Source organism: Streptomyces sp. NPDC000594 (genome assembly GCF_040299965.1).
In the GTDB taxonomy this organism is placed as follows: domain Bacteria; phylum Actinomycetota; class Actinomycetes; order Streptomycetales; family Streptomycetaceae; genus Streptomyces.
On the sequence record NZ_JBEPCY010000001.1, the window covers coordinates 140,661 to 165,142 of the forward strand.

Consider the following 24,482-nt stretch of genomic DNA (forward strand, 5'->3'; position numbering starts at 1 on the left):
GCGCCCGCTGCCCTGCGGGCTGCCGGGGAGTGCTCGCCGCTGGTGAACGAGGCGAGCAGAGGGCGTTCGCCGTCCGGGCGGCATGGGTGGTGTGGGCTTCGTCCGGCGGAGGGGTCGGCTTCGCGTACAAGGGCGGAGGTTTTGCGCCAACTCGCTTGTTTTACATCCGAGTTGATGTGTGGCGATCTTATGTTCAAGGAGTTCACAGCGGGCCCACAGCGGGCTCACGGCCGATGTCGGCGCTTCACCGTTCCCTTTCCGCTTCCGCGGTCTGCCCAGGAGGTCCGATTGCAGCCCAGACGTATCCTCGCTCTCCCCCGAGCGTTACACCGTTCCCCTCTGCTCATCGCCTTTGCCCTCGGCTCGTTGCTCGTCGGGGTCACGCCATGGCTCGGCGTGGCGAGTACCGGGCCGGGCGGCGGCCCCGACGGGGCAGCGCTCCGGCCGGCGTCCGCACCAGTCGGCCAGCAGGCGGCGAAGGCGTCACCGCACCACGCCGTGGCCCCGGCGAACGCCATGGAGCCCGCGGCTCCGCTACTCGACCGGACCGGATGGACCGTCACGGCGAGCGATGAGGAGACCGCCGCCGAGAACGGCCGTGCGGCCAACGTCCTCGACGGTAACGCGGCCACCATCTGGCACAGCAGGTATGCCGGCACCTCGGCCCCGCTGCCGCACAGCATCACCATCGACATGAACCGCACGGCGGTCGTCTCCGGCCTCGTCTACCTGCCGCGCAACGACGGCCCCAACGGGCGCGTCGGCGAGTACAGCATCAGCATGAGCGCGGACGGGCAGAACTGGGGCAGTCCCGTCGCCACCGGCACCCTCGCGGACGACGCCGCCGCCAAGACCCTCGGATTCGCCCCGACGGGCGCCCGGTTCGTCCGCCTCACCGCCGTCACCGAGGCCGGCAACCGCGGCCCGTGGACCACCGCCGCCGAGCTCAACCTGCTCGGCGACCCGGGAACCCCGGCCGCCACCGTCGACCTGCCCCGCACCGGATGGACGGCCACGGCGAGCGATGAGGAGACCGCCGCCGAGAACGGCCGCGCGGCCAACGTCCTCGACGGTAACGCGGCCACCATCTGGCACAGCAGGTATGCCGGCACCTCGGCCCCGCTGCCGCACAGCATCACCATCGACATGAACCGCACGACGGCCGTCTCCGCCCTCGTCTACCAGCCCCGCAACGACGGCCCCAACGGACGCGCGGGCGCGTACACCGTTACCACCAGCACCGACGGGACCACCTTCGGCACCCCGGTCGCGGCGGGCACCTGGCGCGACGACGACACCGTCAAGACCGCCACCTTCACCCGCACCGCGACCGCCCGCTACGTGCGCCTGACCGTGACCGGCGAGGCCGGCAATCGCGGGCCCTGGACCACGGCCGCCGAGATACGCCTGAGCGGACCGGCCAACCCGGCCACCCACGGCTCCTGGGGCCGGATCACCGGATTCCCCCTCGTACCGGTGGCCACCGCCGTCCTGCCCGGCGACAAGCTCCTGGCCTGGTCGGCGTACGCGGTCGACCGCTTCGGCGGCAGCAACGGCTACACCCAGACCGCGATCCTCGACCTGAAGACGGGCAAGGTCACCCAGCGCCGCATCGACAACACCGGCCACGACATGTTCTGCCCGGGCATCGCGATGCTCGCCGACGGCCGGGTCCTGGTCACCGGCGGCAGCAACGCGGAGAAGGCCAGCATCTACAACCCGGCCACCGACACCTGGTCCGCGACCAGCAACATGAACATCGCCCGCGGCTACCAGTCGATGACCCTGCTCTCCACCGGCGAGGCCTTCGTCCTCGGCGGGTCCTGGAGCGGAGCCCCGGGTGACAAGGCCGGCGAGGTCTGGTCCCCGAACACCTCTACCTGGCGCAAGCTCCCCGGCGTCCCGGCCACTTCGACCATGACCGCCGACCCGGCCGGCCCCTACCGCGCCGACAACCACATGTGGCTGTACGCCACCTCGGGCGGCAGGGTGCTCCAACTCGGCCCGAGCAAGCAGATGAACTGGATCACCACCGCCGGGAACGGCAGCGTCACCCCGGCCGGAACCCGCGCCGACAGCCAGGACGCCATGACCGGCAACGCCGTCGCGTACGACATCGGCAAACTGCTCACCCTGGGCGGCTCGCCCGCGTACGACAACGTGCCCGCCACCCGGCGCGCGTACACCGTGAGCATCAACGGCGGCCAGGTCCAGGCCGCGCGTACGGGCGACATGGACCAGGCCCGTGCCTTCGGCAACAGCGTCGTCATGCCCGACGGCAAGGTCGCCGTCTTCGGCGGCCAGTCGTACCCCGTGCCGTTCAGCGACGCCACCTCCGTGCTGACCCCCGAACTGTGGGACCCGGCGACCGGCAGCTTCACCCCGCTCGCCACCATGGCCATCCCGCGGAACTACCACAGCGTGGCGAACCTGCTGCCCGACGGCCGGATCTTCTCCGGTGGCGGCGGCCTCTGCGGCGACTGCGCCACCAACCACGCCGACGGAGCCGTGTTCACCCCGCCGTACCTGCTCAACGCGGACGGCTCACTCAAACCGCGTCCCACCATCACCGGCGGCGTACCGTCCCAGGCCCCCGCGGGCACCTCGCTCACGGTCACCACCGGCGGGCCGGTGGCCTCCTTCGTGCTGATGCGGGCGGCGGCCGCGACCCACTCCACCGACAACGACCAGCGGCGCGTCCCCCTGACCTCCACCCCCGCGGGCGCCAACACCCATACGGTCTCCATCCCGGCCGACAGGGGCGTCGTCCTCCCCGGCACCTACATGCTCTTCGCCCTCAACGCCCAAGGAGTCCCCAGCACCGCCCGCTTCATCACCATCCCCTGACCCTCACCACTCCCGACCACCACCTGAAACCCCCTCGCCCCGCCCCGTCACCGGGGCGGGGCGAGGGCGAGCCCACCCCCGCATGCGCTGGCGCAACCAGAACGCCCGCCACCCCGACGTCCTGGCCGCCCAACGACGCGAACGCGCCCGAATCCGCAGCGAGAAGGGCGTCCGCTGGGGAGGCAGACCACTACCAACCGCAGTCTGACCACCCAACCCGGCAAACGTTCCCGGTCACAGCACTAGGCACCGGGCGTCAGCGCATTCTTCGGCCCCAGCCAATTGCGTCTGCACCAGATCTTGATCAGCCATCTCCTCGGCAACGCAGGCACCGCCTCGACTACGCCCACCACATCGACGCCAATACGCTGCCGACGGCGGAACCTACGGGCGACCGCCGCAGGCACCGGCGTTTTTCGCGGGTCGTAGCCGGCGGTGCCGCCGGGTTCGGGCGAAAGACCTGAACCGGTACCGGGATCAGGCCGCGGCGAGCTTCTGCCTCCGGTCCGGCGTCTTGGTCTTGGGCTTCCTGTTCGGCAGCGAGAGCCGGAAGACCTTGCACCACGCGGAGAACACCTGCTTGGGCAGCGGCCCGGTGACGTACTCCAGCTCGTACTTCTCGAACAGCGCGCGCACCTTCACCGCGACCTCGGCGTACCGGTTGCTCGGCAGGTCCGGGAACAGGTGGTGCTCGATCTGGTGGGAGAGGTTGCCGGTCATGAAGTGCATGGCCTTGCTGCCGCTGATGTTGGCCGAGCCCATCATCTGGCGCAGGTACCACTGGCCGCGCGTCTCGCCCTTGATCGAGCGGCGCTCGAAGACCTGCACGCCCTTGGGGAAGTGCCCGCACATGATGACCGAGTGCGTCCAGAGGTTGCGGACCAGGTTCGCGGTGAAGGTGGCGGCGAGCGTGGTGAAGAACGACGGGCCCGACAGCAGCGGGTGGATCACGTAGTCCTTGAGCACCTGCTTGCGGATCTTGCGGCCCACGGCCTTGACCCGTGCGCGGAACTCCGGGCTCTTGCGGCGGCGCTTGTGCAGGTTCTTGCCCAGCTCCAGGTCGTACGCCGCGATGCCGTACTCGAAGAAGCAGGCGTTGATGAAGTTCCACAGCGGCTGGCCGAGGTGGAACGGGTGCCACCGCTGGTCCTCGTCGACGCGCATGATGCCGTAGCCGAGGTCGTTGTCCTTGCCGATCACGTTGGTGTACGTGTGGTGCAGCTCGTTGTGCGAGTGCTTCCACTGGTCGGCCGGCGAGACATGGTCCCACTCCCAGGTGGTGGAGTGGATCTTCGGGTCCCGCATCCAGTCCCACTGGCCGTGCAGGACATTGTGGCCGATCTCCATATTGTCCATGATCTTGGCCACGGACAGACCGGCGGTGCCGATCAGCCACGCGGGCGGGAAGATCGAGAACAGCAGCACGCCCCGGCTGGCCAGCTCCAGCTTGCGTTGCACCGAGATGACCTTGCGGATGTAGGCGGCGTCCTTCTCGCCCCGGTCGGCGAGCACCTCGTCGCGGATCGCGTCCAGCTCGCGGCCGAGCTCCTCGATCTGCTCCGCGGTCAGGTGGGCGGTGGGGTCGATGGCGGTCAAGGTGTTCCTACCGTTCGATCTCGCAGGGGCCCGCCGCGGCGGACACACAGGTCTGGATGAGGACGCCCGGCTCGGCCTCGGTGATCTCGCCGGTGCGCAGGTCGCGGACGGCGCCCGCCGTGAGCGGTGTGACACAGCCGAAGCAGATGCCCATGCGGCACCCGGAGGGCATGAGGACGCCCGCCTCCTCGCCGACGTCCAGCAACGGCGTGGTGCCGTCCGCGTCGGCGGTCCTGCCGGTGGTGCTGAACGTGACCTCGCCACCGCTACCGTCGCCGACGACGGCGATGGCGGGGCGGAAGCGTTCGGTGTGCAGGCGCTCCTGTACGCCGTGCTCGGCCCAGTGCGCCTCGGCGGCGTCGAGCAGGCCCGCGGGCCCGCAGGCCCAGGTCTCGCGCTCGGCCCAGTCGGGCACGAGCTCGTCGAGACGGGCGATGTCGAGCTTGCCGTCCGTGTCGGTGTGCACCTCGGTGAGGCGGAGCTTCTTCTCCGCGACCAGGTCGTGCAGATCGGTGCGGAAGATCACGTCCTGCGGCTGTGGCGCGGAGTGGACCATGACGACATCGTCGAACTCGGTGTCGCGCAGCATGCCCATCACCGGTGTGATGCCGCTGCCGGCCGTCAGGTAGAGCACCTTGGCGGGCTTGGCCTCCGGCAGCACGAAGTCACCGGTCGCCTGGTCGAGCTGGATCAGCGTGCCCGGTTCCGCCCTGCGGACCAGGTGGTTGCTGACCTTGCCGTCCGGGATCGCTTTCACGGTGATCGTGACGCGGCCGTCCTGGCGGTTCGTCGGCGAGGTGATGGAGTAGGCACGCCACAGGCGCACCCCGTCGACGTCGACCCCGATCCGTACATACTGACCGGCCGTATGGCCGCGCCAGCCCCGTCCCGGCCTGATCACGATGGTCGCGGCGTCCCCCGTCTCGGGGTGCACGGCCTCGATGCGCCCCCGCAGGTCGGCGCCCGTACGCAGCGGGCTGACCAGGTCGAGGTAGTCCGACGGCAACAGCGGCGTCGTGACCATCTCCAGCAGTTTCCACGCCCTACTGCGGAGGGCTGTACTCGTCATGAAGCCAGCTTGATGCGCCGCAGGGCGTAAAGTCCTACCCGTAGGACGTAAATCTTGTCGGCTGAATTGTTCGCAGGGAACAAAACATGGGGTATGCAATCCGGAGGGCCACCGAACCGGCACTGGATGAGACGACGGTCACCGCACTGCGGGCCGCGCTGAAGAGCACGGCCGACGAGGTCGTCCAGGCGATCATCGACGAGGTCCCTCCCTACGCCAACGCTCTCTCGGGCCGCATGGGCGGCACCATCCGCCGCTCCGTCCGCACCGCCCTGGGGCACTACCTGGACCTCGCGAGCGGGAACGCCACGGGCGGCGACGCCGGTGACGCGGCCTATGAGCTGGGCCGCGGCGAGGTGCGCGACGGCCGTTCGATGGACGCCCTGCTCAGCGCCTACCGGGTCGGCGCCCGCGTGGCCTGGCGATGCCTGGCGGCGGGTGCCGTACCCGCGGGTCTGCCCGCCGCCGAGGTCGCCAGGTTCGCCGAGCTGACCTTCGCCTACATCGACGAGCTCTCCGCCGCGAGCGCCGCGGGCCACGCCGACGAGCTGGCCGCCCGGGGCCGCGCCCACGAGCTCCACCTGGAACACCTGGCCCGCGACCTCCTCGCCGGCGCGAGCCCGGATCTGCTGCTGGCCTCCGCCCAGCGGGCAGGGTGGCAGCCTCCGGCTTCGCTGACGGCGGTCCTGCTGCCCGCCGCCCAGGCCCGGCCCGCCTACCGCGCGCTCGACCCGAGCACCCTCGTCCTCGACGACCTGCCGGACGCCACCGGTGTGCTGCTCGTCCCCGATGCCGACCGATCACATCTGCTGAGGCATCTGACCGACCGCACCGCCGTGGTCGGCCCGGCCAGGCCATGGACTCGGGCGTCCGCCTCGTACGCGCGAGCCGTCCGCGCGCGCTCCCTCTCCGCCGATGTCCGCGACACCGAGAGCCACCTGCCCGAGCTGGTGCTGACCGCCGACGCGGACGCGTTCGCGGACCTGCGTGCCCGAGCTCTCGCACCGTTGCGGACCTTGCCCGCCGGGACGGCACGGCGGCTGGAGGAGACGCTGCGGGCGTGGCTGCTGCACCAGGGCCGACGGGACGAGGTGGCGGCGGCGTTGTTCGTCCATCCCCAGACGGTCCGGTACCGGATGGCGCAGCTGCGGGAGCTGTTTCCGGATCTCGCATCGCCGCACCGGGTCCTCGAACTGACGCTGGCGGTCGGTCTTCCGGCCGACTGATGTGTACTCCGGGGGGCCGTGCGGCGGGCGCCATGCGCGACATCGTGGCGACGCCGTGGCAACTGCCCATGGCGATCGTCGCGGTCACCCATCGCGCGACGGACATCTGGGACGCCACCGACGTCATCACCCTGGAGGGACGCACCCCCTCCGCCTGACGCGACGGCGATGTACCGCGTGGCAGGGTGCGGATCACGAGATATGGGGGGAATTTTTCCCCTCAAGGGGGAAGTTTCCCCCACCTCGACCTTCAACCCCCACACGCCCCACCGTTATCGTTGCGCCTGGCGGCCTCCGAACACGTCGGCGACCGCCCCGCGGCCGCCGTGGAGTCATCCCTCCGGCGGGCCGCCTTCATCACCTGTGGGGGGTCTCTTTGACGCGCTCCAAGCGCACGCTGCCGTATGCCCTGGTGCGTACAGCGGCTGTTTTCGCACTCGCGGCGGGTGTCGCGACACCCGCTCTTATCACCGCTCCGGCCGCTTCCGCCGCGGCGGTCGTTCTCGATCCGGGACCGGTGACGCTCGACGACGGACGGATCGACCTGACGGGGCTGGAGGAAGACATCCTCTGGGCCACGGTCAGTGTGCTGGAGTCCACCGCTCCGGATGCCGCCGTGCTCGCCTCCACACAGGAGCTGTCCTTCTACGAGTACCAGGCCGGCGAGGAGATGGAGCGCAGCTGGCGGACGGACGAACCGGTCCATCTCCCCGTCGGTACCCCGCTCGGGGAGTACCCGGTCTCCGTCTCGTACCGCACGGTCGGCGGGCCGGTGCGGCACTGGACGGGCGGGTCCTACAAGCACCTGCTGCGGACCGGTGTCACCGCGCTCTCGTACGACCGCGAGCACATCGAGATGGACGACCGCGAGGTCACCGTCTCCGGCGCCGTGACGACCTACAACCCCTCGACCCGTGTCCGGTCGGCCGCCGGTGAGGGCCTCAAGGTCGAGGTCTTTCTCGTGGCCAAGTGGGCGCGGGAAAATCACCGGGTCACCGCCGTCACCGGCCCCGGGGGGAAGTTCTCGATCACGCTGACCCTGAACGGCCCGGTCGTCACGGGAGCGGCGCGGGTGCTGGAGGCGGAGCCGGGCGTCGATCTCGACGAGCGGTTCCCGGCGCCGCCGCTGCCGGCCCTGACCTTCCCGTACCGCATCACCTCCCAGTTCTCCAAGACCCGGGTCGTCCCGGGTGAGGAGGTCCGGGTGACAGGGCGCGTCGAGCGGCTGACCGACGACGGCTGGAAGCCCTACTCCGGCGCATCCGTGATCACCTCCAACAGCACTCCCTCCTCCTGGCAGACTCCCCTGGGCACCAGCACGGTGGCGGCCGACGGCTCGTTCTCCCATCAGGTGAAGGCCTCGGAGAGAGGCATGTTCACCACCACCTATGTGGCCCGCTCGCCGTTCCACACGAAGTGGGCGTACAAGTCCCAGTCGCTGTACATCCCGGGCCGGATGGCCTTCCAGGACACAAAGATCACCCTCGACGCGTTCGGCCAGGTCAAGGCCGCCGGACGGGTCCAGGACACCGGGCGACCGGACGCCGGCACCTGCCAGAGCATGGATCTGGCGCTCCAGCACTCCACGGACGGCAAGAGCTGGCGCACGCTGCGCTCCACGCGCAGTGAGTACGGCTGCGCCTTCTCCGTGACGGCCGCCAAGGTCTACAACAGCGCGTACTACCGCGTCCACCATGCCGAGCAGGACAACTTCTGGGCCAACTCCAGCCCGGCCGTGCGCCAGTCCCGGAACCCGACCCGGTTCAGCGATGACACGATCACCCCGTTGCGACCGGCGAAGAACGGCACGGTCACCGCCTCCGGCACGCTCCAGCGGAAGACCGACGACACCTGGCGCTCCTACGCGGGCGGCAAGGTCGGGCTGCACTTCCGGCCGAAGGGCACCACGGAGTGGAAGCGGGTCGCCCAGGGCTCCGCGAACAGCCGGGGCGGCTACACGCTCAAGGGCAAGGCGACCGGTGACGGCGACTGGGCCGTCCGTACCGAGGTCGTGTCCGGACACTTCTTCAGCGAGACGAAGGTGACCTACGTCGATGCGCGCTAACACCAAGGGACTCACGTTCTCCCTCGTGGCGTCGGCGGCGGCGCTCTCCCTCGCCGCCTCCACCGCACCCGCCGTCGCGGACCCCTCCGCGCCGGTCCACATCGGCAGGGCCGAGACCGACCAGCGACAGCGGGGCTCGTTCTCCGTGATCGCCGCGTCGGACGCGGCGGGTGCCACGGTGACATCCGTCTCGGCGACGGTGCGCCGGGGCGACACGGTCGTCGCCGAGGTCGCCTCCCTCACCCCGCACGCGAAGCCGGACCGGTTCACGGTCCCCGCCGACGCCCCGCTGAAGCTCACCGAGGACGGCGGCACCATCCCCGAACTGGGGCGGTACACCATCGATGTGACCGCCACCGACAGCGCGGGCAACACCGAGACGCGGCGGAACGCGGGCACGCTCGACTTCACCCTGCGGCCGGAGCTGACCCTGACGGCGTCCAAGCCGACCTGGCAGGACCGCTCGGCCCGCCCGCACGGCAGGCTCACCGGTGTCCAGCCCGGCTCCGGCGACGAGGTCGCGCTCCCCGGCCGTACGGTCGACGTCAGCCGCACCGACGGCGTGAACGACACCACCCATGCCGTCACCACCTCCGCGAACGGCGAGTTCACCGCCCCCGCCTTCCCGCTCACGGCGCCGCGGGGCACCTTCCGCGCGGCGTTCTTCGAGAGCGGTGTGCCGGTCCAGGGCGCCGTCACCCGGGACGCCGTCATCACGGAGTACGAGCAGCGCCCGGTGAACCTCACCGCGACGGCCGACCGGGCCCGGGTCCTGCCCGGTGAGAAGGCCACCGTCAGCGGCCGGGTGCTCTACGGCACCGCGCCCGCCGCCGGGGTCGCCGTGCGGATCCGGCTCACCCATGGAACGACCGAGTCCCACTTCGACACCACCGTGACCACGGACCGGAACGGGCGCTTCACGGCCCGGGTGGCCGCGATGCCCCAGCGGCGTCTCGACGGCTGGGTGGCCCGGCCCGTCGACGGGTTCCTGGGCGGCTCCGCCACCGGGAAGCTGGCGCATCCGGCGGCGGCCACGATCGAAGTGCACAAGGCGACCCTGGCCGCCGATGGCCAGGTCAAGGTCCGTGGGCAGATCAGGACGGCCTCCGAGTCCGGCCTCCATACGCCCGGTCCGCACGCCGTGCGCATCGAGCGGTCGGCGGACGGCCGGACGGGCTGGAAGCAGGTGGGCTCCGGCCAGACCGTCGGCAGGATCTTCACCAAGCTCACCGGAAAGGTCACCGCCGGGGGGTACTTCCGTGTCCGGCACCCCCTCTCCGACGCGTTCCTGGACACCACGAGCCCGGTCGTCCACCTGCCCCGCACGGAGACCCGGATCGTGTCCGTGAACGCCACCCCGGAGCCGGTCAGGAAGGGTGCCAAGCTCACCGTCACCGGCACCGCCGGTGAGAAGGTCGGTACGGTGTGGAAGGCGCTCGCCGCGAAGCCGGTGGAGCTGTGGTTCCAGCCGAAGGGGTCCACCACCTGGTCCCGGGTCACCCGCGCCACCACCAACGCGGAGGGACGCGCCTCCTTCACGGCGAAGGCCCAGGAGAGCGGGACCTGGACCATCCGCTACTACGGCAATACGACCCGCCTGGACTCCGTCGCCACCGGTGACGTCGTCGAGGTGCGCTGAACCGCTCCGACAGGTCCGCCCCGGGCACTCCCCGGGGCGGTACCACCGGGCACCCTGGACGAACCGTGGGTCCCCCAGGACAATGGTGGCTCGATGCCCACCACGACCGTCAGACGCCGACCGGAGCGGGCCCGCGGCAGGCGCCCCACGGACATCCCCGGCTTCTTCGAACGCCACCCCGTGGCGGGCATGTCCCCAGCGGTGACCCTGGCATGCCGCCCTCTTCCGCCGCTGCTCCGCAGGGCGGGGTCGTCCGCCCGGACCGCGGAGAGCGGCCGGCGGAGGGGCCTCCTCACCAGCTGACACACCCCTCATGCCCGGGAGACCTCGATGACCGACGAACCCTCCGTGCATCCCGCCGTCCCGTCGTCACCGGACGGCGGCCGGCTCCATGACCGGCACACCGAGACCGACCAGCGGACCGGGAGCGACGACCGCACCGGGACCGACAGGCCTACCGAGACCGTGGACGGTGCGGCCGTCGACGGGAACATCCACGTCGGCTACTGGGAGAACGCCGCGGACGACCGTTCGCTCGACCAGGCGACCGACCGGCTCACCGATCTCGTGGCGGGGCGGCTGGCCGCCGCACCCGGCCGGCGCCTGCTGGACGTCGGCTGCGGAACCGGACGGCCCGCCCTGCGCATCGCACGGGCCACCGGCGCCCGGGTGTCAGGAATCTCGGTCAGCGAAGAGGACATCGACCTCGCCCGCACCCGGGCGGAGGCCGCCGGGCTCGCCGACCGGGTGGACTTCCGGTACGCGGACGCCCGCGCACTGCCCTTCGAAGCCGCGTCCTTCGACGGTGCCTGGGCGATCGAGTCCATGATGCACATCGGCGACCGGACCGCCGCCCTCACCGAGATCGCCCGGACCCTGCGACCCGGTAGCCCGCTGGTCATCACCGATGTGCTGCTCCGGTCGCCGGTGACCGGGGACGCCGCCGAGACGGTCCGCCGGACCTGCCGGGCGTTCGGCTCCCCCGCGCTGCCCGAACCGGCGGAGCTCCGCACGGCCCTCGACCGCGCCGGTCTGGAGATCGTGGAGTTCGACGACATCGGGGAGCATGTCCGGCGCACCTACCAGGCGTTCGCCGACGCCTTCGCCGATGTCGAACCCTCCGCCGACGAGCAGCATCACGATTTCTTCGCCTTCACCCGCTCCCTTCCCCGGTTCGGTGCGCTTCCGCAGATCGGCTATGTCTTCGTGGTCGCCCGCCGCCTGTGAAAGGGCTCCCTCATGAGTCGACGATCTGGCCAACCTATTCCCGCGTGATAAGCCCAACGGTGGCAAGAAAACCGTCGTTTGCGGGGCAGCGCGATGAGGGAGCCTCTCGCCCATGGAGCAGGTGGACCGAGGGGAGGCGGCCCGCGGATCGGTAGGGGCCGCCCGGACTCCCGCGCCCCGGCCGGCCGCGCGGTGTCCAGCGGAACACCCTTCCCGGCGCATGGATTGACGCTGTGTCAAGAAGAAGTTGAGGCGTCCTGAGTCATGTGTGGACCCAGGTGCCTCCTGGGGGGCCGGGTAGTGTTCCAGGGGGAAATGCAGGTCCGGCGACCATCACGAGTCGGTGAGAAAATTCGGGCCGCTTTACTATCACCGTTCACACTGTTCGACTCTGTGCGAATTTTACCCGGTGTATGGTGCATGTGCGTTTTGCGTGCAGGTGAAATGAGGGAAGAATGGTCAGCTCGATCCGCGAGGCGACATCTCCGTACGGAAACGGCTGACATGGCCGAGGCGACCGAACCCCGACGGGTGGTGGGCGCGCTGATCCGCGACCCGGACGACCGTATCTTCGTCCAGCGCCGCTCGGCCGACCGACAGCTCTTCCCCGGGTGCTGGGACGTCGTCGGCGGAGCCGTGGAGGAAGGGGAGTCCCTCCAGGACGCGCTCCGCCGGGAGATAGCGGAGGAGACCGGGTGGCGGCTGCGCCGTGTTCTCGCCCGGGTGGCGCACGAGGAGTGGACGGCGAACGGAGTGCGGCACATCGAGTCGGACTATGTCGTCGAGGTGGACGGGGACCTCTTGGCGCCCGTACTCGAACGGGACAAGCACACCGAGTTCGCCTGGCTGGCGGCCGGGGAGGTCCCGCTGCTCGACGAGAACGCACAGCGCAGCGGAAGCACCTTTATCAAGGACGTGGTGACCGCGGCACACGCCTGGCTCGCCGATGCTTCCGGGAAGAGCCGCGGAGCGCTCTGAACCGCCTGCGGCCATATGTTCGATCGGGGCCTCCGCGTGCCTTTCCGGCTGCCCGCTCCATCCTCAGATGATGTTCTACGAGGGGGATATTCCGCATGCCCGGCGACAGGTTGAAGAATGCGCGTCCGCGACCACGCGTACTGGTCATCGGATTTGCTGGACATCAAGGAAAAGAATATCTGCCGATCGTACAAGAGAGTGCCGATGTCGTCGGCGGCGTCGACCCCGCCCCGGCGGCCTCGTCACTCGCCGACGCATGGGGATTCCCGCATTACGACAACCTCACCGACGCGCTGGAGAAGGCGGACTTCGACGCCGCGGTGGTCACCGTGCCGCACAGTGAGCACTTCCCGGTCAGTATGCGGCTCCTGGCGCACGGCAGGCACGTGATCAAGGAAAAGCCGTTCGCCGTCACCGAACACGAGGCCCGGCAGCTCGTACATCTGGCGCAACGGGCCGACCGCAGCGTCTTCACGCTGCTGCAACGGAACTTCAGCCCGGTCTTCCAGTACGCCCAGGAGAACCTCGCGCGGATCGGCGAGCCCTACTGGTTCTCCTACGACTACCACTTCAACCTGGCTCATCCGACCACGGGCTGGCGTGCCTCCCGGGAGCAGGCGATGGGCGGTGTGCTCCTCGACATGGGCTACCACCTCATCGATGCGCTCGGGGGAATGTTCCCCGGACTCGAACCCCCTCGGGTGCACTCCGCCTTTGTGCACCACTACCAGGAGATGCGGGACCGCCGGCTGGAGGATCTCGTCAGCCTCATGTGCGCCTACCCCTCGACGGGGCTGGCGGGCTCGCTGCGGATCTCACGCCACAACTACGAGAAGACCGAACACCTCTGTGTGCTCGGTACGGAGGGCGCGTTGAGCGTCGCCCCCGGGGCCGCCGTCCTGCACTCCGTCGGAGGGTTGCCGCTGGAGCGCTACACCTGGGAAGGCCCCAGGAGCGATGCGGTGCGCTCCATGATCGCCCACCATCTGGGGCACCTGGACGACCGCTGCTACCGCCAGGGCCATCTCCAGCGCCAACTCACCACCGTGCGCACGATCGACGGGATCTACCGGGACCGGTTACGCGAGCGGAACGCGTTCGCCGACCGGTGCGCCTGACCCCGCCGGCGCCCGACCGACCGGGCCGGCCGTACTGACCGTACCGACCGGGCCGGCCGTACCCGCGCCGGGACCGACCGTACCCGCGAGAGCAGGAAGGACCCATGGCCACCGCCGAACGAATCGCCCTCCTCGGAGGCGCACCCGTCATCGACAAGCCGCTGCCGCACGAGGTCTGGCCGCCCCCCGCCGACGAGGCGGAGCTGTCCGAGCTGGCCGGGCAGCGGAACACCGATATCTCCATCAAGGGCAACAGCGGTCCCATCGGCCTGCTGGAGGCCGACTTCCTCGCCTTCCTGGACGGTGGAGCCCGCTTCGCGGTCACCTTCAACTCCGGTACCAGCGCCCTCCTCGCCGCCTACTTCGCGCTCGGCGTACGCGAAGGTGTGGACGTCGTGGGACCGGCACTCACGTACCACGCGGCACTGAGTCCCGTCTTCGCCCTCCGCGGCGATGTCGTCCTGGCCGATATCGACCCCGACACCCGCGGTCTGGACCCCAAAGCCCTTCAGACCGCGCTCACCGAGCACACCAAGGTCATCACGGTCGTCCACCAGTGGGGCCACCCCTGTGACATGGACGCGATCCTGGGGATCGCCGAGCGGCACGGGCTGCGCGTTCTGGAGGACTGCTCCCACGCCCATGGCAGCCGGTACAAGGGCAGGCCCGTCGGCACCTTCGGCGACGCCGCCGTCTTCTCCCTCCAGGCCAACAAGGCCGTCTACGCGGGGGAGGGCGGCATCCTCGTCACGAGCGACCCCCAGGTGCACGACCGCGCCACGCTCCTCGGGCACTACCGGGACCGCTCCCGGGAGGCCGTCCTCGACGAGGAGCTGCGCGCCCACTGGGTCACCGGCTTCGGGCTCAAGCTGCGCATGTCGCCCTTCAACGCCATCGTCGCCCGGCACGCGCTCGCGGCGTTCCCGGCCCGCAAGGAGGCCCGGCACCGCTGTCTGCGCCACTTCGGCGAGCGACTCGCCGACGTGACCTATCTGGAGCCGGTCCACATCGCCGACCATGTCGACATGGGCGCCTGGTACGGCTACAAGCCGCTCTACCGGCCCGAGGCGCTGGGCGGCGTCCCCCGCTCGGTGCTCATCGAGGCGCTGCGCGCCGAAGGGATGGAGGTGGGCGCCCCCTCCGGCCCCCGGCTGTCCACCCTGCCGCTCTACGCCCGCCCGGAGAACCCCCTCTTCCCCGGAACGCCGAAGAAGGGCATCGCACCGGAGGCCGGCTCGCACGCCGAGCATGTCGAGCGGCACGCGCTGTCCCTGCCCACCTTCACCGACTGGCCCGGGGACACCGCGCTCATCGACCAGTACGCCGAAGCCTTCCGCAAGATCGGCCGCCACCGTGAGGCACTGGTGCGGTACGCGGCCGGCCCGTCCCGATGACCGACACCACCGAAGAGGGAGCGACCATGACGTTCGAGGAGTCCCCCGAGGACGTGGCCCAGGCCCTCCAGCACGCCCTCGTGGGCGACGACCTGCCGGACTCCTTCACCCTGCTGGGGCGGGAATGGAGCCTGCACCGGGGGGTCTTCCCCGGCACCCTGAGCGCCGCCACCGAGGTGATGGCCTCGATCGTGCCCTATCCCCGGGGCGGCTCGTTCCTGGAGGTCGGCTGTGGCACGGGCGTCATCTCCGTGACCGCCGCGCTGGGCGGCTGCGCCTCCGTCACCGCGCTGGACATCAACGAGAAGGCGGTGGCCAACACGGCCGCCAACGCCGAGCGGCACGGTGTGGCCGACCGGGTACGCGTCCTCCACAGCGATATGTACACGGCGCTCGGTCCCCAGGAGCGCTTCGACGCCATCTTCTGGAATGTGCCCTGGACCTATGTGGAGGCCGACTTCGCTCTCTCCACCGATCTGCACTCCGCCGTCTTCGACCCGGGCTACCAGGGCCAGGCCCGGTATCTGGCCGGCGCCCCTGAGCATCTGGCCGAGGGCGGCAGGCTGCTGCTGGGCACGGCCGATCTCGGGGACCGGGAACGGCTGGACACCATCGCCGAGGAGGCCGGCATGCGGGTCGAACTGCTGCGCCGCGTCCGCCGGATCGAAGAGGTACGGGTCATGGAGTACCACATGCTCGAACTGCACCCGAAGTGATCCCGGTGAGGCGCCCCGTGCCACCCCAGGACGATCTCGAACTGGCCCTGCGACTCGGCGATATCGCCGACGGCATCACCGGCCGGCGCTTCCGGGCCCTCGATCTGCGGGTCCAGGAGAAGCCGGACCGTACGCCCGTGACCGACGCGGACACCGCCGTCGAGACGGCCGTACGCGAGGCACTGAGGTCCGCCCGCCCGGACGACGCCTTCGCCGGGGAGGAGACCGGCGGCTCCGTCACGGCCGGGCGCACCTGGATGGTCGACCCCATCGACGGCACCAAGAACTTCCTGCGCGGGGTGCCGGTCTGGGCGACCCTGATCGCCCTGCTGGAGGACGGCCGGCCCACCGTCGGTGTGATCAGTGCCCCCGCCCTGTACAGCCGCTGGTGGGCGGCGGCCGGGCGGGGCGCCTGGCTGCGGCGCGGACCGGCCGGCAGTACCCCTCTGCCCCTGCGGGTCTCCGGGAACACCCGGCTCGCCGCCTCCTATCTGTCCACCACCAGCACCCGTACCTGGGACGTCTTCCACTCGCGCGAGGCCTATCTGCGCCTGGCCGAGGCGTGCTGGGAGGACCGTGCCTTCGGAGACTTCCTCCAGCACTGCATGGTGGCCGAAGGAACCCTCGACATCGCGGCCGAGCCGGTCGTGAATCCCTGGGACATCACCGCCGTGCAGATCCTCGTGGAGGAGGCCGGCGGTGTCTGCACCGATCTCCTGGGCGCCTCGCCCCAGAGCGGCACCGGCGCCCTGTCCGCCAATCCGCGGCTGCACCGGCTCGCCCGGGAAGTCCTCTCGGCCCCGCCCGGCGCCGCCGTGGACCACGACCGTCCCGGCCCCGGCTGACCACGGCTCCCATCCGTCCGGCCGGACATCCACAGAGAAACGGACCATCATGCTGATTCTTTCCCTCAAGGAAGGCCATGACGGGGCGATCGCGGCCGTCGAGGACGGCAGGCTGCTCTTCTCCCTGGAGGCGGAGAAGGATTCGTTCCTCCGCTACAGCACCCTGACCGCCGAGGCGTTCGCCGTAGCGGCGGACCGGCTGGACAAACAACCGGACGTCATCGCCATGAGCGGCTGGATCAAGGGGACCCAGGCCACCCACCAACCCTCGCGCGCCGGATACTTCGGGGTGGGCGGATCCGCGATCTCGGACGAGGCCGGCCGATTCTTCGGAAAGAATGTGCGGGTCTTCTCCTCCACACATGAGCGCTCCCACATCATGACGTCCTATGGAATGTCGGCATTCCGCCGGGACCAGCCCTTCTACAGCCTGGTGTGGGAGGGGAACATCGGCTCGTTCTACCGTATCGACGAGCAGGGGAAGGTGACCCACCTCAAGGAGGTGCTCAACTACCCGGGCAACAAGTACTCCTACGGCTTCGCGCTCGCCGACCCCGGCTTCAGCTCGCACCAGGAATTCGTCCGTTTCCAGGACGCGGGCAAGCAGATGGCCCTGGCCGGATTCGCCGGGAACCGCTCGGCGACCCCGGCGGAACAGGGCGTCATCGACTTCATTCTCGGCCAGAAGGAGGTCATCACCGGCAGCCTGAAGGACCGGATGACCGATTCCCCCTTCTACAACATCGGCGTGGAGACGGATGCGTACAAGAGCCTCGCCGCCCGTCTGTCGGACGCCATCTTCGAGCGGTTCCACGCCTATGCGAGGGAACATCTGACGGAGGGCCTCCCGCTGCTCATCTCGGGCGGCTGCGGACTCAACTGCGAGTGGAACCGCCGCTGGCGCGAGTGCGGACTCTTCCCCTCGGTCTTCGTCCCGCCGTGCCCCAACGACAGCGGCTCCGCGATCGGGACCGCCATCGACGCCCAGCACTTCTACACCGGGTCGGCCGACCTGGACTGGGACGTCTACGCGGGCGGCGAATTCGTCGAGGACCGGGAATTCGACCCGCAGCGGTACGAGATCCGCCCGGTGAACCACGACGAGGTCGCCCGCTATCTCCGTGACGGGAACATCATCGGCTGGGCGCGGGGCCGCTGGGAAATCGGCCCGCGCGCGCTCGGGAACCGTTCGATCCTGGCCGCTCCCTTCACCGAGGAGACCACCGTCAGGCTCAACAAGATCAAGCAGCGCGAGGGCTACCGCCCCATCGCCCCGATCTGCCTGGAGCGGGACGCGGGCCGCTGGTTCGGTGGCGGCGGCCCCGACCCCTATATGCTGTATTTCAGCCAGGTCGAGTCCGGTGAACTCCGCGCGGTGACGCATGTCGACGGAACGGCACGCACCCAGACCGTGGACCCGGCGGCGAATCCGGACATCGCCGATCTGCTGACCGCCTTCGGTGAATTGACCGGATTCAGCGTCCTCTGCAATACCTCGCTCAACTATTCGGGGCGGGGATTCATCAACCGCAACAGCGATCTGATCGCATACGGCGAACTCCACGGGCTGGACGGCTATGTGGTGAACGACTCCTTCATCACCCCGCGACGGTAGGGCACCGGCCGCCGGAGGGCACCGCCCACCGGACGGGACAGCCTGACAGGGGCCCCTCGCCGCCCCGTGCGAGGGGGACGTCAGGGCGCGCAGGCCGCCGCGATCGACAGGCTGTCCTCGTAGAGATGGTGGCGGGTGATCCGTCCGCCCTCGACGGTGAGCCGGAGGGCGAACGGCCCCTCGAAGGACTTCCCCGTCGCGCGGACCGTGCCCGACAGATGCCCCGTCAGGACGGCATCCGCCCCGTCGACCAGGAAGGCGTCCACCCGGGCCGTCGCCTTCTCCGGCACGGTGTGCTCCAGCAGCTCGGTGAGCTGTGCGGCGCAGTCGGCGGCGGTGGAGCGGGGGCGGATCCACGGGACGGTGGGGTTGTCGGCGAGCAGCCAGTCGACCTCGTCCGCGAAGAGTTCGGTGAGCCGCCCGATGTCCCCGGCCACCCGCGCGGCGAGGAACTCCTCGACGACCGCGCGGGTCCGCTCGCCGTGGTTCTCCGGGGCGGTCAGGGGCTGAGTCGTCATCGTGCTCTCCTCGGTACGGTCCATCCGGGCGGGGTTCCCGCCGGCAGGGCCGATCCTGCCCGGTGGGGGGCGGGCCGGTCGATGACCCCGGAGGTCATGGCCGTACGGACCGCCCCGCGCGCCGGGCGGTGGCGACCGCTCGCGACACGGGACCGAACGGCCGGGCACTGGGCAAGCGGGGGACCGAACGGCCGGGCACTGGGCCGGCGGGGGGCCCGTCGGCGGGTCATCGGCGTGCCGGAGCCCCAAGACGCGCGGAGGCTTATAGCAATACGTCCATGCCTGTTGTCCCTCTTGTCGCGAACGCCGTCGGCGGCGGACGGGGATCCGCCCGCCGAGGCCCCCGCGTGCACGGGGCCGTATGGCAGCGCTGATCCTCTGCCACTTCCTGCTCGCGGCCTGCGCGGGACCGCTGGTCGGGCGGCTCGGCACCCGGGCCTTCGTCGTCCTGGCGCTGCCACCCGCCGCCGCCACGGCCTGGGCCGCCGCCCAGTGGGGCACCGCCGCGTCCGGCGGATCGGTGGGCTGGTCGCTGGCCTGGCTCCCGGACTACGGCGTCTGGCTCGCGCTGCGCCTGGACGCGCTGTCGCTGCTGATGACGCTGCTCGCGGCCGGGGTGGGCGCGCTGGTGCTGCTCTACTGTGTGCGGTACTTCACCGACGACACCCCCCTGCTCGGCCGGTTCGCGGGATATCTGCTGGCGTTCGCCGGGGCCATGCTGGGTCTTGTCCTCGCCGACGACCTCGTCCTGCTCTATGTGTTCTGGGAGCTGACCACGGTCTTCTCCTATCTGCTGATCGGCCACGGCAGCGAGCGCAAGGGCAACCGCCGCTCCGCGCTCCAGGCGCTGACCGTGACCACCTTCGGCGGGCTGGCGATGCTCGTCGGCTTCCTGATGCTGGGGCGGGCGGCGGGCACCTATCGCATCTCCGCCCTGGTCGCCGACCCTCCCGAGCCCTCCACCACCGTGTCGGTGGCCGTGGTCCTCATCCTGCTGGGCGCCCTGTCGAAGTCCGCGATCTGGCCGTTCAGCCTCTGGCTGCCCAACGCCATGGCCGCACCGACCCCGGTCAGCGCCTATCTGCACGCCGCCGCCATGGTCAAGGCGGGCATCTATCTCATCGCCCGGCTGGCCCCCGCCTTCGCCGACGCCCCGCCGTGGCGGCCCCTGCTGCTGACCCTCGGCGCGCTGACCATGCTGCTCGGCGGCTGGCGGGCGCTGCGCCTCAACGATCTGAAGCTGGTCCTCGCCTATGGCACCGTCAGCCAGCTCGGCTTTCTCACCGTGCTGGCCGGGGCCGGCCACCGGGACACCGCACTCGCCGCCGGGGCGATGATCCTCGCCCATGCCCTCTTCAAGGCGCCGCTCTTTCTGGTCACCGGGATCGTCGACCATGCCACCGGCAGCCGTGACCTGCGCGAACTCTCCGGAGTGGGACGGGCGCTGCCCCAGGTCGCCGTGGTCGCGGCCATCGCCGGGGCATCGATGGCGGGGCTGCCGCCGCTGCTCGGCTTCGCCGCCAAGGAGGCGGCGTTCACCGCGCTGGAGCAGGGGAGCGCGGCCGAGCGGTGGACCCTGGCCGTCTGTGTCGCCGGGTCGGCGCTGACCACCGCGTACACCCTCCGCTTCCTGTGGGGCGCGTTCGCCCGTAAACCCGGTCTCGCGGACACCCCCGTCCACCGGGTCGGCGCCGCCTTCCTCGGACCGCCCGCGGTGCTCGCGGCGGGCTGTGTGCTGCTGGGACCCGGAGTGGTGTGGCTGAACGGGCTGCTGGGGGCGTACGCCGACGCCTTCCCGGCCCCCGCCCACCCGTACCGCCTCTCGCTCTGGCACGGACTCGGCACCGCGCTGCTGCTCTCCGGGCTCGCCTGGACGGGCGGTCTGGCGCTCTTCCTGGCGCGCGGCCCGGTGGTACGGCTCTCCCGGCGGGTGGCCTGGCCCACCGCCGACCGGGTCTTCGGCCTCGGACTGCTGGGGCTCGAACGGCTCGCGCTCCAGGTCACCGGCTTCTTCCAGCGCGGATCGCTCCCCGTCTACCTGGCCACCCTGCTGCTGGTGCTGCTCGCGGGACAGCTCACGGTGCTGGTGGTGGACCGGCCCTGGCACGGCGCCGAGCCGCCCCGGCTCTGGGACTCGCCCGTACAGGGCGCCATCGCCCTCCTCACCTGCGGGGCGGCGCTGCTCTGTCTCCAGGTCCGCCGCCGGATGAAGGCCGTGGTGATGGCGGGGCTGACCGGATACGGCACGGCCCTGCTCTTCGTGGTGCAGGGCGCCCCCGATCTGGCGCTCACCCAGTTCTGTGTGGAGACGGTGTCACTGCTGGTGTTCGTGCTGGTCATGCGGCGGATGCCGGTGTACTTCCAGGAGACCATCAGCCGGTGGAGGCTGCTGGTCCGGGTGCCGCTGGCGCTCGCCGCCGCGGCGGCCGTCTCCCTGGTGCTCTGGGTGGTGGCCGCCGCCCGCCGGGCCGACCCGGCGGGCCGGGCCCTGGTGTACGAGACCGCCCACCACGGGGTGAAGGACGTGGTGGCGACGATCCTGGTGGAGTTCCGGGCCTGGGACACCCTCGGCGAGTCGGCCGTGCTCGCCGTCGCCGCCGTGGGGGTGACCAGCCTGATCTACTTCCACCGCCGCACCGGGTCGCCCGACGACTCCGCGTACGAGACCGCCACCGTCGCCCCCGCCGGAGCCGTCCCGCAGACCGGGCGTACCGCCTGGTCGTTCGGGACCGGCACCGTCACCCCCGTACCCGCCCCCGACGACAACGCCCCCGAGCGCACCTGGCTCGCCGCCGGGCGGACCCTCGCCCCCGAGTACCGCTCGGTGGTCTTCGAGGTGGTGGCCCGGCTGGTCTTCCACCCCATCCTGGTCCTCTCCGTCTATCTGCTGTTCTGCGCGGAGAATCTGCCGGGCGGCGGCTTCGTCGGCGGGCTGGTGGCGGGCGTCGCGATGATGGCGCGCTATCTCGCGGGCGGCCGGTACGAACTGGGCGAGGCGGCCCCCGGCCACCCCGGGCTCTTCACCGGCCTCGGTCTCTGTCTCTCCTCGGGCGTCGCCCTGCTGGGGCTCTTCGAGGGGACCGCGCTGCACGCCTTCGCGTACGAGGGTCACTGGCCGGTCCTCGGTGCGGTCCATATCGGTACGCCGGTCCTCTTCGACGCGGGTGTCTATCTGCTGGTGCTGGGGGTGGTCCTGGACATCGTGCGGGCGCTCGGCGCCCGGGTGGACCGTCAGATCGAGCGGGAGGCGGCGGAGCGCGAGGCCGCGGGAGCGGGGGGCGGCCGATGACCGTCAGCCTCAGTCTGCTGGTGACGGCGGGGGTGCTGTGTGCCGTGGGCGGGGTGCTGCTGCTGATGCGCGCGCTCAGCCGGATCCTGATCGGCGCTGTGGTGCTCGGCAACGGCATCAATCTGCTGATGCTGAGCGCGGGCGGTGCCGCCGGGCTCGCCCCGCTGCTCTACCCGGGGGTCGAACTGTCCCGGGTGACCGATCCGCTGCCGCAGGCCATCGCGCTCACCGCCATTGTCATCACGCTGGCCACCACGGCGTTCCTGCTGGCGATGGCCTATCGCGGCCAGCGCGTCACCGGGACGGACGAGGTCCAGGACGACATCGAGGACCGCCGGGTCGCGCTCCGTGCCGAGGTCCAGGAGCAGCGGGCGGCGCTGCGGGAACGCCATGGCCCCCGGGGGCGCGGGCCCGAGGGGGACCGGGCCGAGTACCGGCTCGAACGGCGGCGGCTGCGGACCGTGCTCCGCGAGGACCGCGCCCTCCAGGCACGGGCCCGGGACGCGTCGGGCGATCTGTGGAACGACATCCTCGGCGAGGACCCGGAGGACCGCGAGGACCGCGAGGACCCGGACGGCCGGGAAGGCCGCCAGGACCGGGCAGGCCGTGAGGGCCGTGAGGGCCGGTCCCGCGGAACCGGCGGGCGCGACGGACGGCCCCACCCCGAGGAAGGCCCCCGATGAACGCTCTCGTACCACTCCCCGTCCTGCTGCCCCTCCTCGCGACCGGCTTCGAACTCGCCCTGGGCCTCCGCTTCCCGCGCGCCCAGCGGATCGTCAGTGTGGTCGTCCTCGCCGCCGTCCTGGCCCTCTCGGTGACCCTGCTGATCGCCGCCGACACCCGGGGCCCGCTCGTCGTCCATCTCGGGGACTTCGCACCGCCGCTCGGGATCACCCTGGTCGCGGACCGGCTCGCCGGGCTGATGCTCACCGTCTCCTCGGCGGTGACCCTCTGCGTCCTGGTCTACTCCCTCGGACAGGGCATGGCCGACCGGGACGACCGCACCCCCATCGCCGTCTTCCACCCGGCCTATCTGATCCTCGTCTCCGGCGTCTCCTGCATCTTCCTCGCCGGTGACCTGGTCAACCTCTATGTCGGCTTCGAGATCATGCTGGTGTCCAGCTTCGTCCTGCTGACCCTCGGCGGCACCGCATCGCGGCTGCGGGCCGGTTCGACCTATGTCGTCGTCTCCCTGGTCTCGTCCATGATCTTCTTCACCGCCGTCGCCCTGGCCTACGCGGCGGCGGGCACCGTCAACTTCGCCCAGCTCGCGGTGCGCCTGGCGGAACTCCCCCTCGGGGTACGCACCCTGCTGGAGACCATGCTGCTGACCGTGTTCGCGGTGAAGGCGGCCGTCTTCCCGCTGGCGGCCTGGCTGCCGGACTCGTACCCCACCGCGCCCGCCCCGGTCACGGCCGTCTTCGCCGGACTGCTCACCAAGGTCGGGGTGTACGGGATGCTCCGCACTGAGACCCTGCTCTTCCCCGGCAACCGGCTGGGCCATCTGCTGCTGGCCGCCGCCTTCGCCTCACTGCTGGTCGGGGTGCTCGGCGCGGTGGCCCAGACCGATCTGAAACGGGTGCTCTCCTTCGTCCTGATCAGCCATATCGGCTACATGATCTTCGGGATCGGGCTGGGCTCCCGCGACGGGATCGGTGGCGCCATCGTCTATGTCGTCCACCACATCACCGTGCAGACCGCCCTCTTCCTCGTCGCCGGGCTGGTCGAACGGCGCTCCGGGACCACCGAACTGACCCGGATCGGCGGCCTCGCCCGGGCCGCCCCCCTGCTCGCCGCCCTCTTCTTCCTCCCCGCGCTGAATCTGGCCGGGATCCCGCCCATGTCGGGCTTCATCGGCAAGCTGCAACTGCTGCGGGCCGGTGTCGCCGGGGCCGATGCCTGGGCGTACACCCTGGTCGCCGCCGCCACCCTCACCAGCCTGATCACGCTGTATGTCATGGCCAAGGTCTGGAACCTCGCCTTCTGGCGGACCGCGCCACCGGAGGGGCCGGCCCGCGGCACCGTCCTGGAGGAGCGGGACAGCCATGACGACTGCGGCGACGGCGCGGGGGACATGGACCCCCGGGCCGCCCGCGCCACCGGCCCCTCCCGGGGCCAGCCCGCCGGACAGGCGGTGACCGCCACCCTCTTCGGCCGGACCATCACGACCACCACCGACCGGCCGCCGTCCACCATGACCTGGGCGACGGCGGCCCTGGTGCTGCTCTCCCTCGCCTATACGGTGCTGGGCGACCCCTTCACCTCGCTCACCGACCGGGCGGCGGCCGAACTCCTGGAACGTTCCCCCTATATCGAGGCGGTGCTCGGCCGGTGACACCC

18 protein-coding genes and 1 pseudogene are annotated in these 24,482 nt (G+C 70.9%); 16 read left to right on the plus strand and 3 right to left on the minus strand.

Annotated features, from left to right (window positions below; translation table 11 throughout):
- Positions 1–396 precede the first annotated feature (396 nt).
- Both ABT354_RS00310 and ABT354_RS00315 read left to right on the plus strand, forming a co-directional pair.
- Positions 397–2,847 carry a galactose oxidase family protein gene (locus ABT354_RS00310; protein ID WP_351486802.1) on the plus strand — a complete coding sequence of 817 codons (2,451 nt, stop codon included), beginning with the start codon at positions 397–399 and terminating at the stop codon, positions 2,845–2,847.
- Positions 2,848–2,920: 73 nt separating this feature from the next.
- A pseudogene (locus tag ABT354_RS00315) lies at positions 2,921–3,055 on the plus strand (IS630 family transposase); the annotation flags it as partial.
- A gap of 269 nt (positions 3,056–3,324) precedes the next feature.
- On the opposite strand, the gene ABT354_RS00320 reads toward ABT354_RS00315, so the two are convergent.
- Both ABT354_RS00320 and ABT354_RS00325 read right to left on the minus strand, forming a co-directional pair.
- On the minus strand, positions 3,325–4,443 hold the full coding sequence (locus tag ABT354_RS00320; protein WP_351486804.1) for a fatty acid desaturase family protein: 1,119 nt from the start codon (positions 4,441–4,443) through the stop codon (positions 3,325–3,327).
- 7 nt (positions 4,444–4,450) lie between these two features.
- Positions 4,451–5,512: a ferredoxin reductase gene (locus ABT354_RS00325; RefSeq protein WP_351486806.1), complete on the minus strand. Its 1,062-nt coding sequence runs from the start codon at positions 5,510–5,512 to the stop codon at positions 4,451–4,453.
- An 86-nt stretch (positions 5,513–5,598) separates the two neighbouring features.
- Here ABT354_RS00325 and ABT354_RS00330 point away from each other — a divergent pair, with 86 nt between their 5' ends.
- The 11 genes from ABT354_RS00330 to ABT354_RS00380 all read left to right on the plus strand — a co-directional run bounded on the left by ABT354_RS00330 (position 5,599) and on the right by ABT354_RS00380 (position 18,335).
- A complete protein-coding gene (locus ABT354_RS00330; protein WP_351486808.1) occupies positions 5,599–6,738 on the plus strand; it encodes a PucR family transcriptional regulator in 1,140 nt (379 codons plus the stop codon).
- A gap of 32 nt (positions 6,739–6,770) precedes the next feature.
- Positions 6,771–6,896, plus strand: coding sequence for a hypothetical protein (locus tag ABT354_RS00335; protein ID WP_351486811.1), 126 nt, complete (start codon positions 6,771–6,773; stop codon positions 6,894–6,896).
- Between the two features lie 359 nt (positions 6,897–7,255).
- Positions 7,256–8,803, plus strand: coding sequence for a hypothetical protein (locus ABT354_RS00340; protein WP_351486814.1), 1,548 nt, complete (start codon positions 7,256–7,258; stop codon positions 8,801–8,803).
- A complete protein-coding gene (locus ABT354_RS00345; RefSeq protein ID WP_351486817.1) occupies positions 8,793–10,442 on the plus strand; it encodes a hypothetical protein in 1,650 nt (549 codons plus the stop codon). The genes ABT354_RS00340 and ABT354_RS00345 overlap by 11 nt, the downstream gene beginning before the upstream one ends.
- A gap of 330 nt (positions 10,443–10,772) precedes the next feature.
- Positions 10,773–11,669, plus strand: a complete 897-nt coding sequence (locus tag ABT354_RS00350) for an SAM-dependent methyltransferase (protein ID WP_351486819.1) — start codon at positions 10,773–10,775, stop codon at positions 11,667–11,669.
- A 504-nt stretch (positions 11,670–12,173) separates the two neighbouring features.
- Positions 12,174–12,647, plus strand: a complete 474-nt coding sequence (locus ABT354_RS00355) for an NUDIX hydrolase (RefSeq protein ID WP_351486822.1) — start codon at positions 12,174–12,176, stop codon at positions 12,645–12,647.
- A 95-nt stretch (positions 12,648–12,742) separates the two neighbouring features.
- Positions 12,743–13,765 carry a Gfo/Idh/MocA family protein gene (locus tag ABT354_RS00360; protein WP_351486825.1) on the plus strand — a complete coding sequence of 341 codons (1,023 nt, stop codon included), beginning with the start codon at positions 12,743–12,745 and terminating at the stop codon, positions 13,763–13,765.
- Between the two features lie 104 nt (positions 13,766–13,869).
- Positions 13,870–15,159 (plus strand): DegT/DnrJ/EryC1/StrS aminotransferase family protein, encoded by a 1,290-nt coding sequence (locus ABT354_RS00365; protein WP_351486828.1) that lies wholly within the window; start codon positions 13,870–13,872, stop codon positions 15,157–15,159.
- 26 nt (positions 15,160–15,185) lie between these two features.
- Positions 15,186–15,875 (plus strand): methyltransferase, encoded by a 690-nt coding sequence (locus ABT354_RS00370; RefSeq protein WP_351486830.1) that lies wholly within the window; start codon positions 15,186–15,188, stop codon positions 15,873–15,875.
- Positions 15,876–15,892: 17 nt separating this feature from the next.
- Positions 15,893–16,720, plus strand: a complete 828-nt coding sequence (hisN, locus tag ABT354_RS00375; protein WP_502983302.1) for a histidinol-phosphatase — start codon at positions 15,893–15,895, stop codon at positions 16,718–16,720.
- 49 nt (positions 16,721–16,769) lie between these two features.
- Positions 16,770–18,335, plus strand: coding sequence for a carbamoyltransferase C-terminal domain-containing protein (locus tag ABT354_RS00380; protein ID WP_351486834.1), 1,566 nt, complete (start codon positions 16,770–16,772; stop codon positions 18,333–18,335).
- An 80-nt stretch (positions 18,336–18,415) separates the two neighbouring features.
- Here ABT354_RS00380 and ABT354_RS00385 read toward each other — a convergent pair whose 3' ends face one another.
- Positions 18,416–18,853, minus strand: a complete 438-nt coding sequence (locus ABT354_RS00385) for a nuclear transport factor 2 family protein (protein ID WP_351486837.1) — start codon at positions 18,851–18,853, stop codon at positions 18,416–18,418.
- Positions 18,854–19,214: 361 nt separating this feature from the next.
- Between ABT354_RS00385 and ABT354_RS00390 the strand changes: the two genes are divergently transcribed.
- From ABT354_RS00390 to ABT354_RS00400, 3 genes are read left to right on the plus strand one after another with little or no spacing between them, the layout of a single operon-like run.
- Positions 19,215–22,142 carry a Na+/H+ antiporter subunit A gene (locus ABT354_RS00390; protein WP_351486840.1) on the plus strand — a complete coding sequence of 976 codons (2,928 nt, stop codon included), beginning with the start codon at positions 19,215–19,217 and terminating at the stop codon, positions 22,140–22,142.
- A complete protein-coding gene (locus ABT354_RS00395; RefSeq protein WP_351486842.1) occupies positions 22,139–22,825 on the plus strand; it encodes a Na(+)/H(+) antiporter subunit C in 687 nt (228 codons plus the stop codon). The genes ABT354_RS00390 and ABT354_RS00395 overlap by 4 nt, the downstream gene beginning before the upstream one ends.
- Entirely contained in the window at positions 22,822–24,477 is a 1,656-nt protein-coding gene (locus ABT354_RS00400; RefSeq protein WP_351486845.1) for a Na+/H+ antiporter subunit D, read from the plus strand. The genes ABT354_RS00395 and ABT354_RS00400 overlap by 4 nt, the downstream gene beginning before the upstream one ends.
- The last annotated feature ends 5 nt before the right edge of the window (positions 24,478–24,482 follow it).

Bases quoted from the DNA above. Each gene is read 5' to 3' on its own strand.
- ABT354_RS00380 (WP_351486834.1), top strand. From the start codon at position 16,770: ATGCTGATTCTTTCCCTCAAGGAAGGCCATGACGGGGCGATCGCGGCC.
- ABT354_RS00365 (WP_351486828.1), top strand. From the start codon at position 13,870: ATGGCCACCGCCGAACGAATCGCCCTCCTCGGAGGCGCACCCGTCATC.
- ABT354_RS00385 (WP_351486837.1), bottom strand. From the start codon at position 18,853: ATGACGACTCAGCCCCTGACCGCCCCGGAGAACCACGGCGAGCGGACC.
- ABT354_RS00350 (WP_351486819.1), top strand. From the start codon at position 10,773: ATGACCGACGAACCCTCCGTGCATCCCGCCGTCCCGTCGTCACCGGAC.
- ABT354_RS00355 (WP_351486822.1), top strand. From the start codon at position 12,174: ATGGCCGAGGCGACCGAACCCCGACGGGTGGTGGGCGCGCTGATCCGC.
- ABT354_RS00400 (WP_351486845.1), top strand. From the start codon at position 22,822: ATGAACGCTCTCGTACCACTCCCCGTCCTGCTGCCCCTCCTCGCGACC.
- ABT354_RS00395 (WP_351486842.1), top strand. From the start codon at position 22,139: ATGACCGTCAGCCTCAGTCTGCTGGTGACGGCGGGGGTGCTGTGTGCC.
- ABT354_RS00345 (WP_351486817.1), top strand. From the start codon at position 8,793: ATGCGCGCTAACACCAAGGGACTCACGTTCTCCCTCGTGGCGTCGGCG.
- ABT354_RS00325 (WP_351486806.1), bottom strand. From the start codon at position 5,512: ATGACGAGTACAGCCCTCCGCAGTAGGGCGTGGAAACTGCTGGAGATG.
- ABT354_RS00370 (WP_351486830.1), top strand. From the start codon at position 15,186: ATGACGTTCGAGGAGTCCCCCGAGGACGTGGCCCAGGCCCTCCAGCAC.
- ABT354_RS00360 (WP_351486825.1), top strand. From the start codon at position 12,743: ATGCCCGGCGACAGGTTGAAGAATGCGCGTCCGCGACCACGCGTACTG.
- ABT354_RS00335 (WP_351486811.1), top strand. From the start codon at position 6,771: ATGCGCGACATCGTGGCGACGCCGTGGCAACTGCCCATGGCGATCGTC.
- ABT354_RS00390 (WP_351486840.1), top strand. From the start codon at position 19,215: ATGGCAGCGCTGATCCTCTGCCACTTCCTGCTCGCGGCCTGCGCGGGA.
- ABT354_RS00330 (WP_351486808.1), top strand. From the start codon at position 5,599: ATGGGGTATGCAATCCGGAGGGCCACCGAACCGGCACTGGATGAGACG.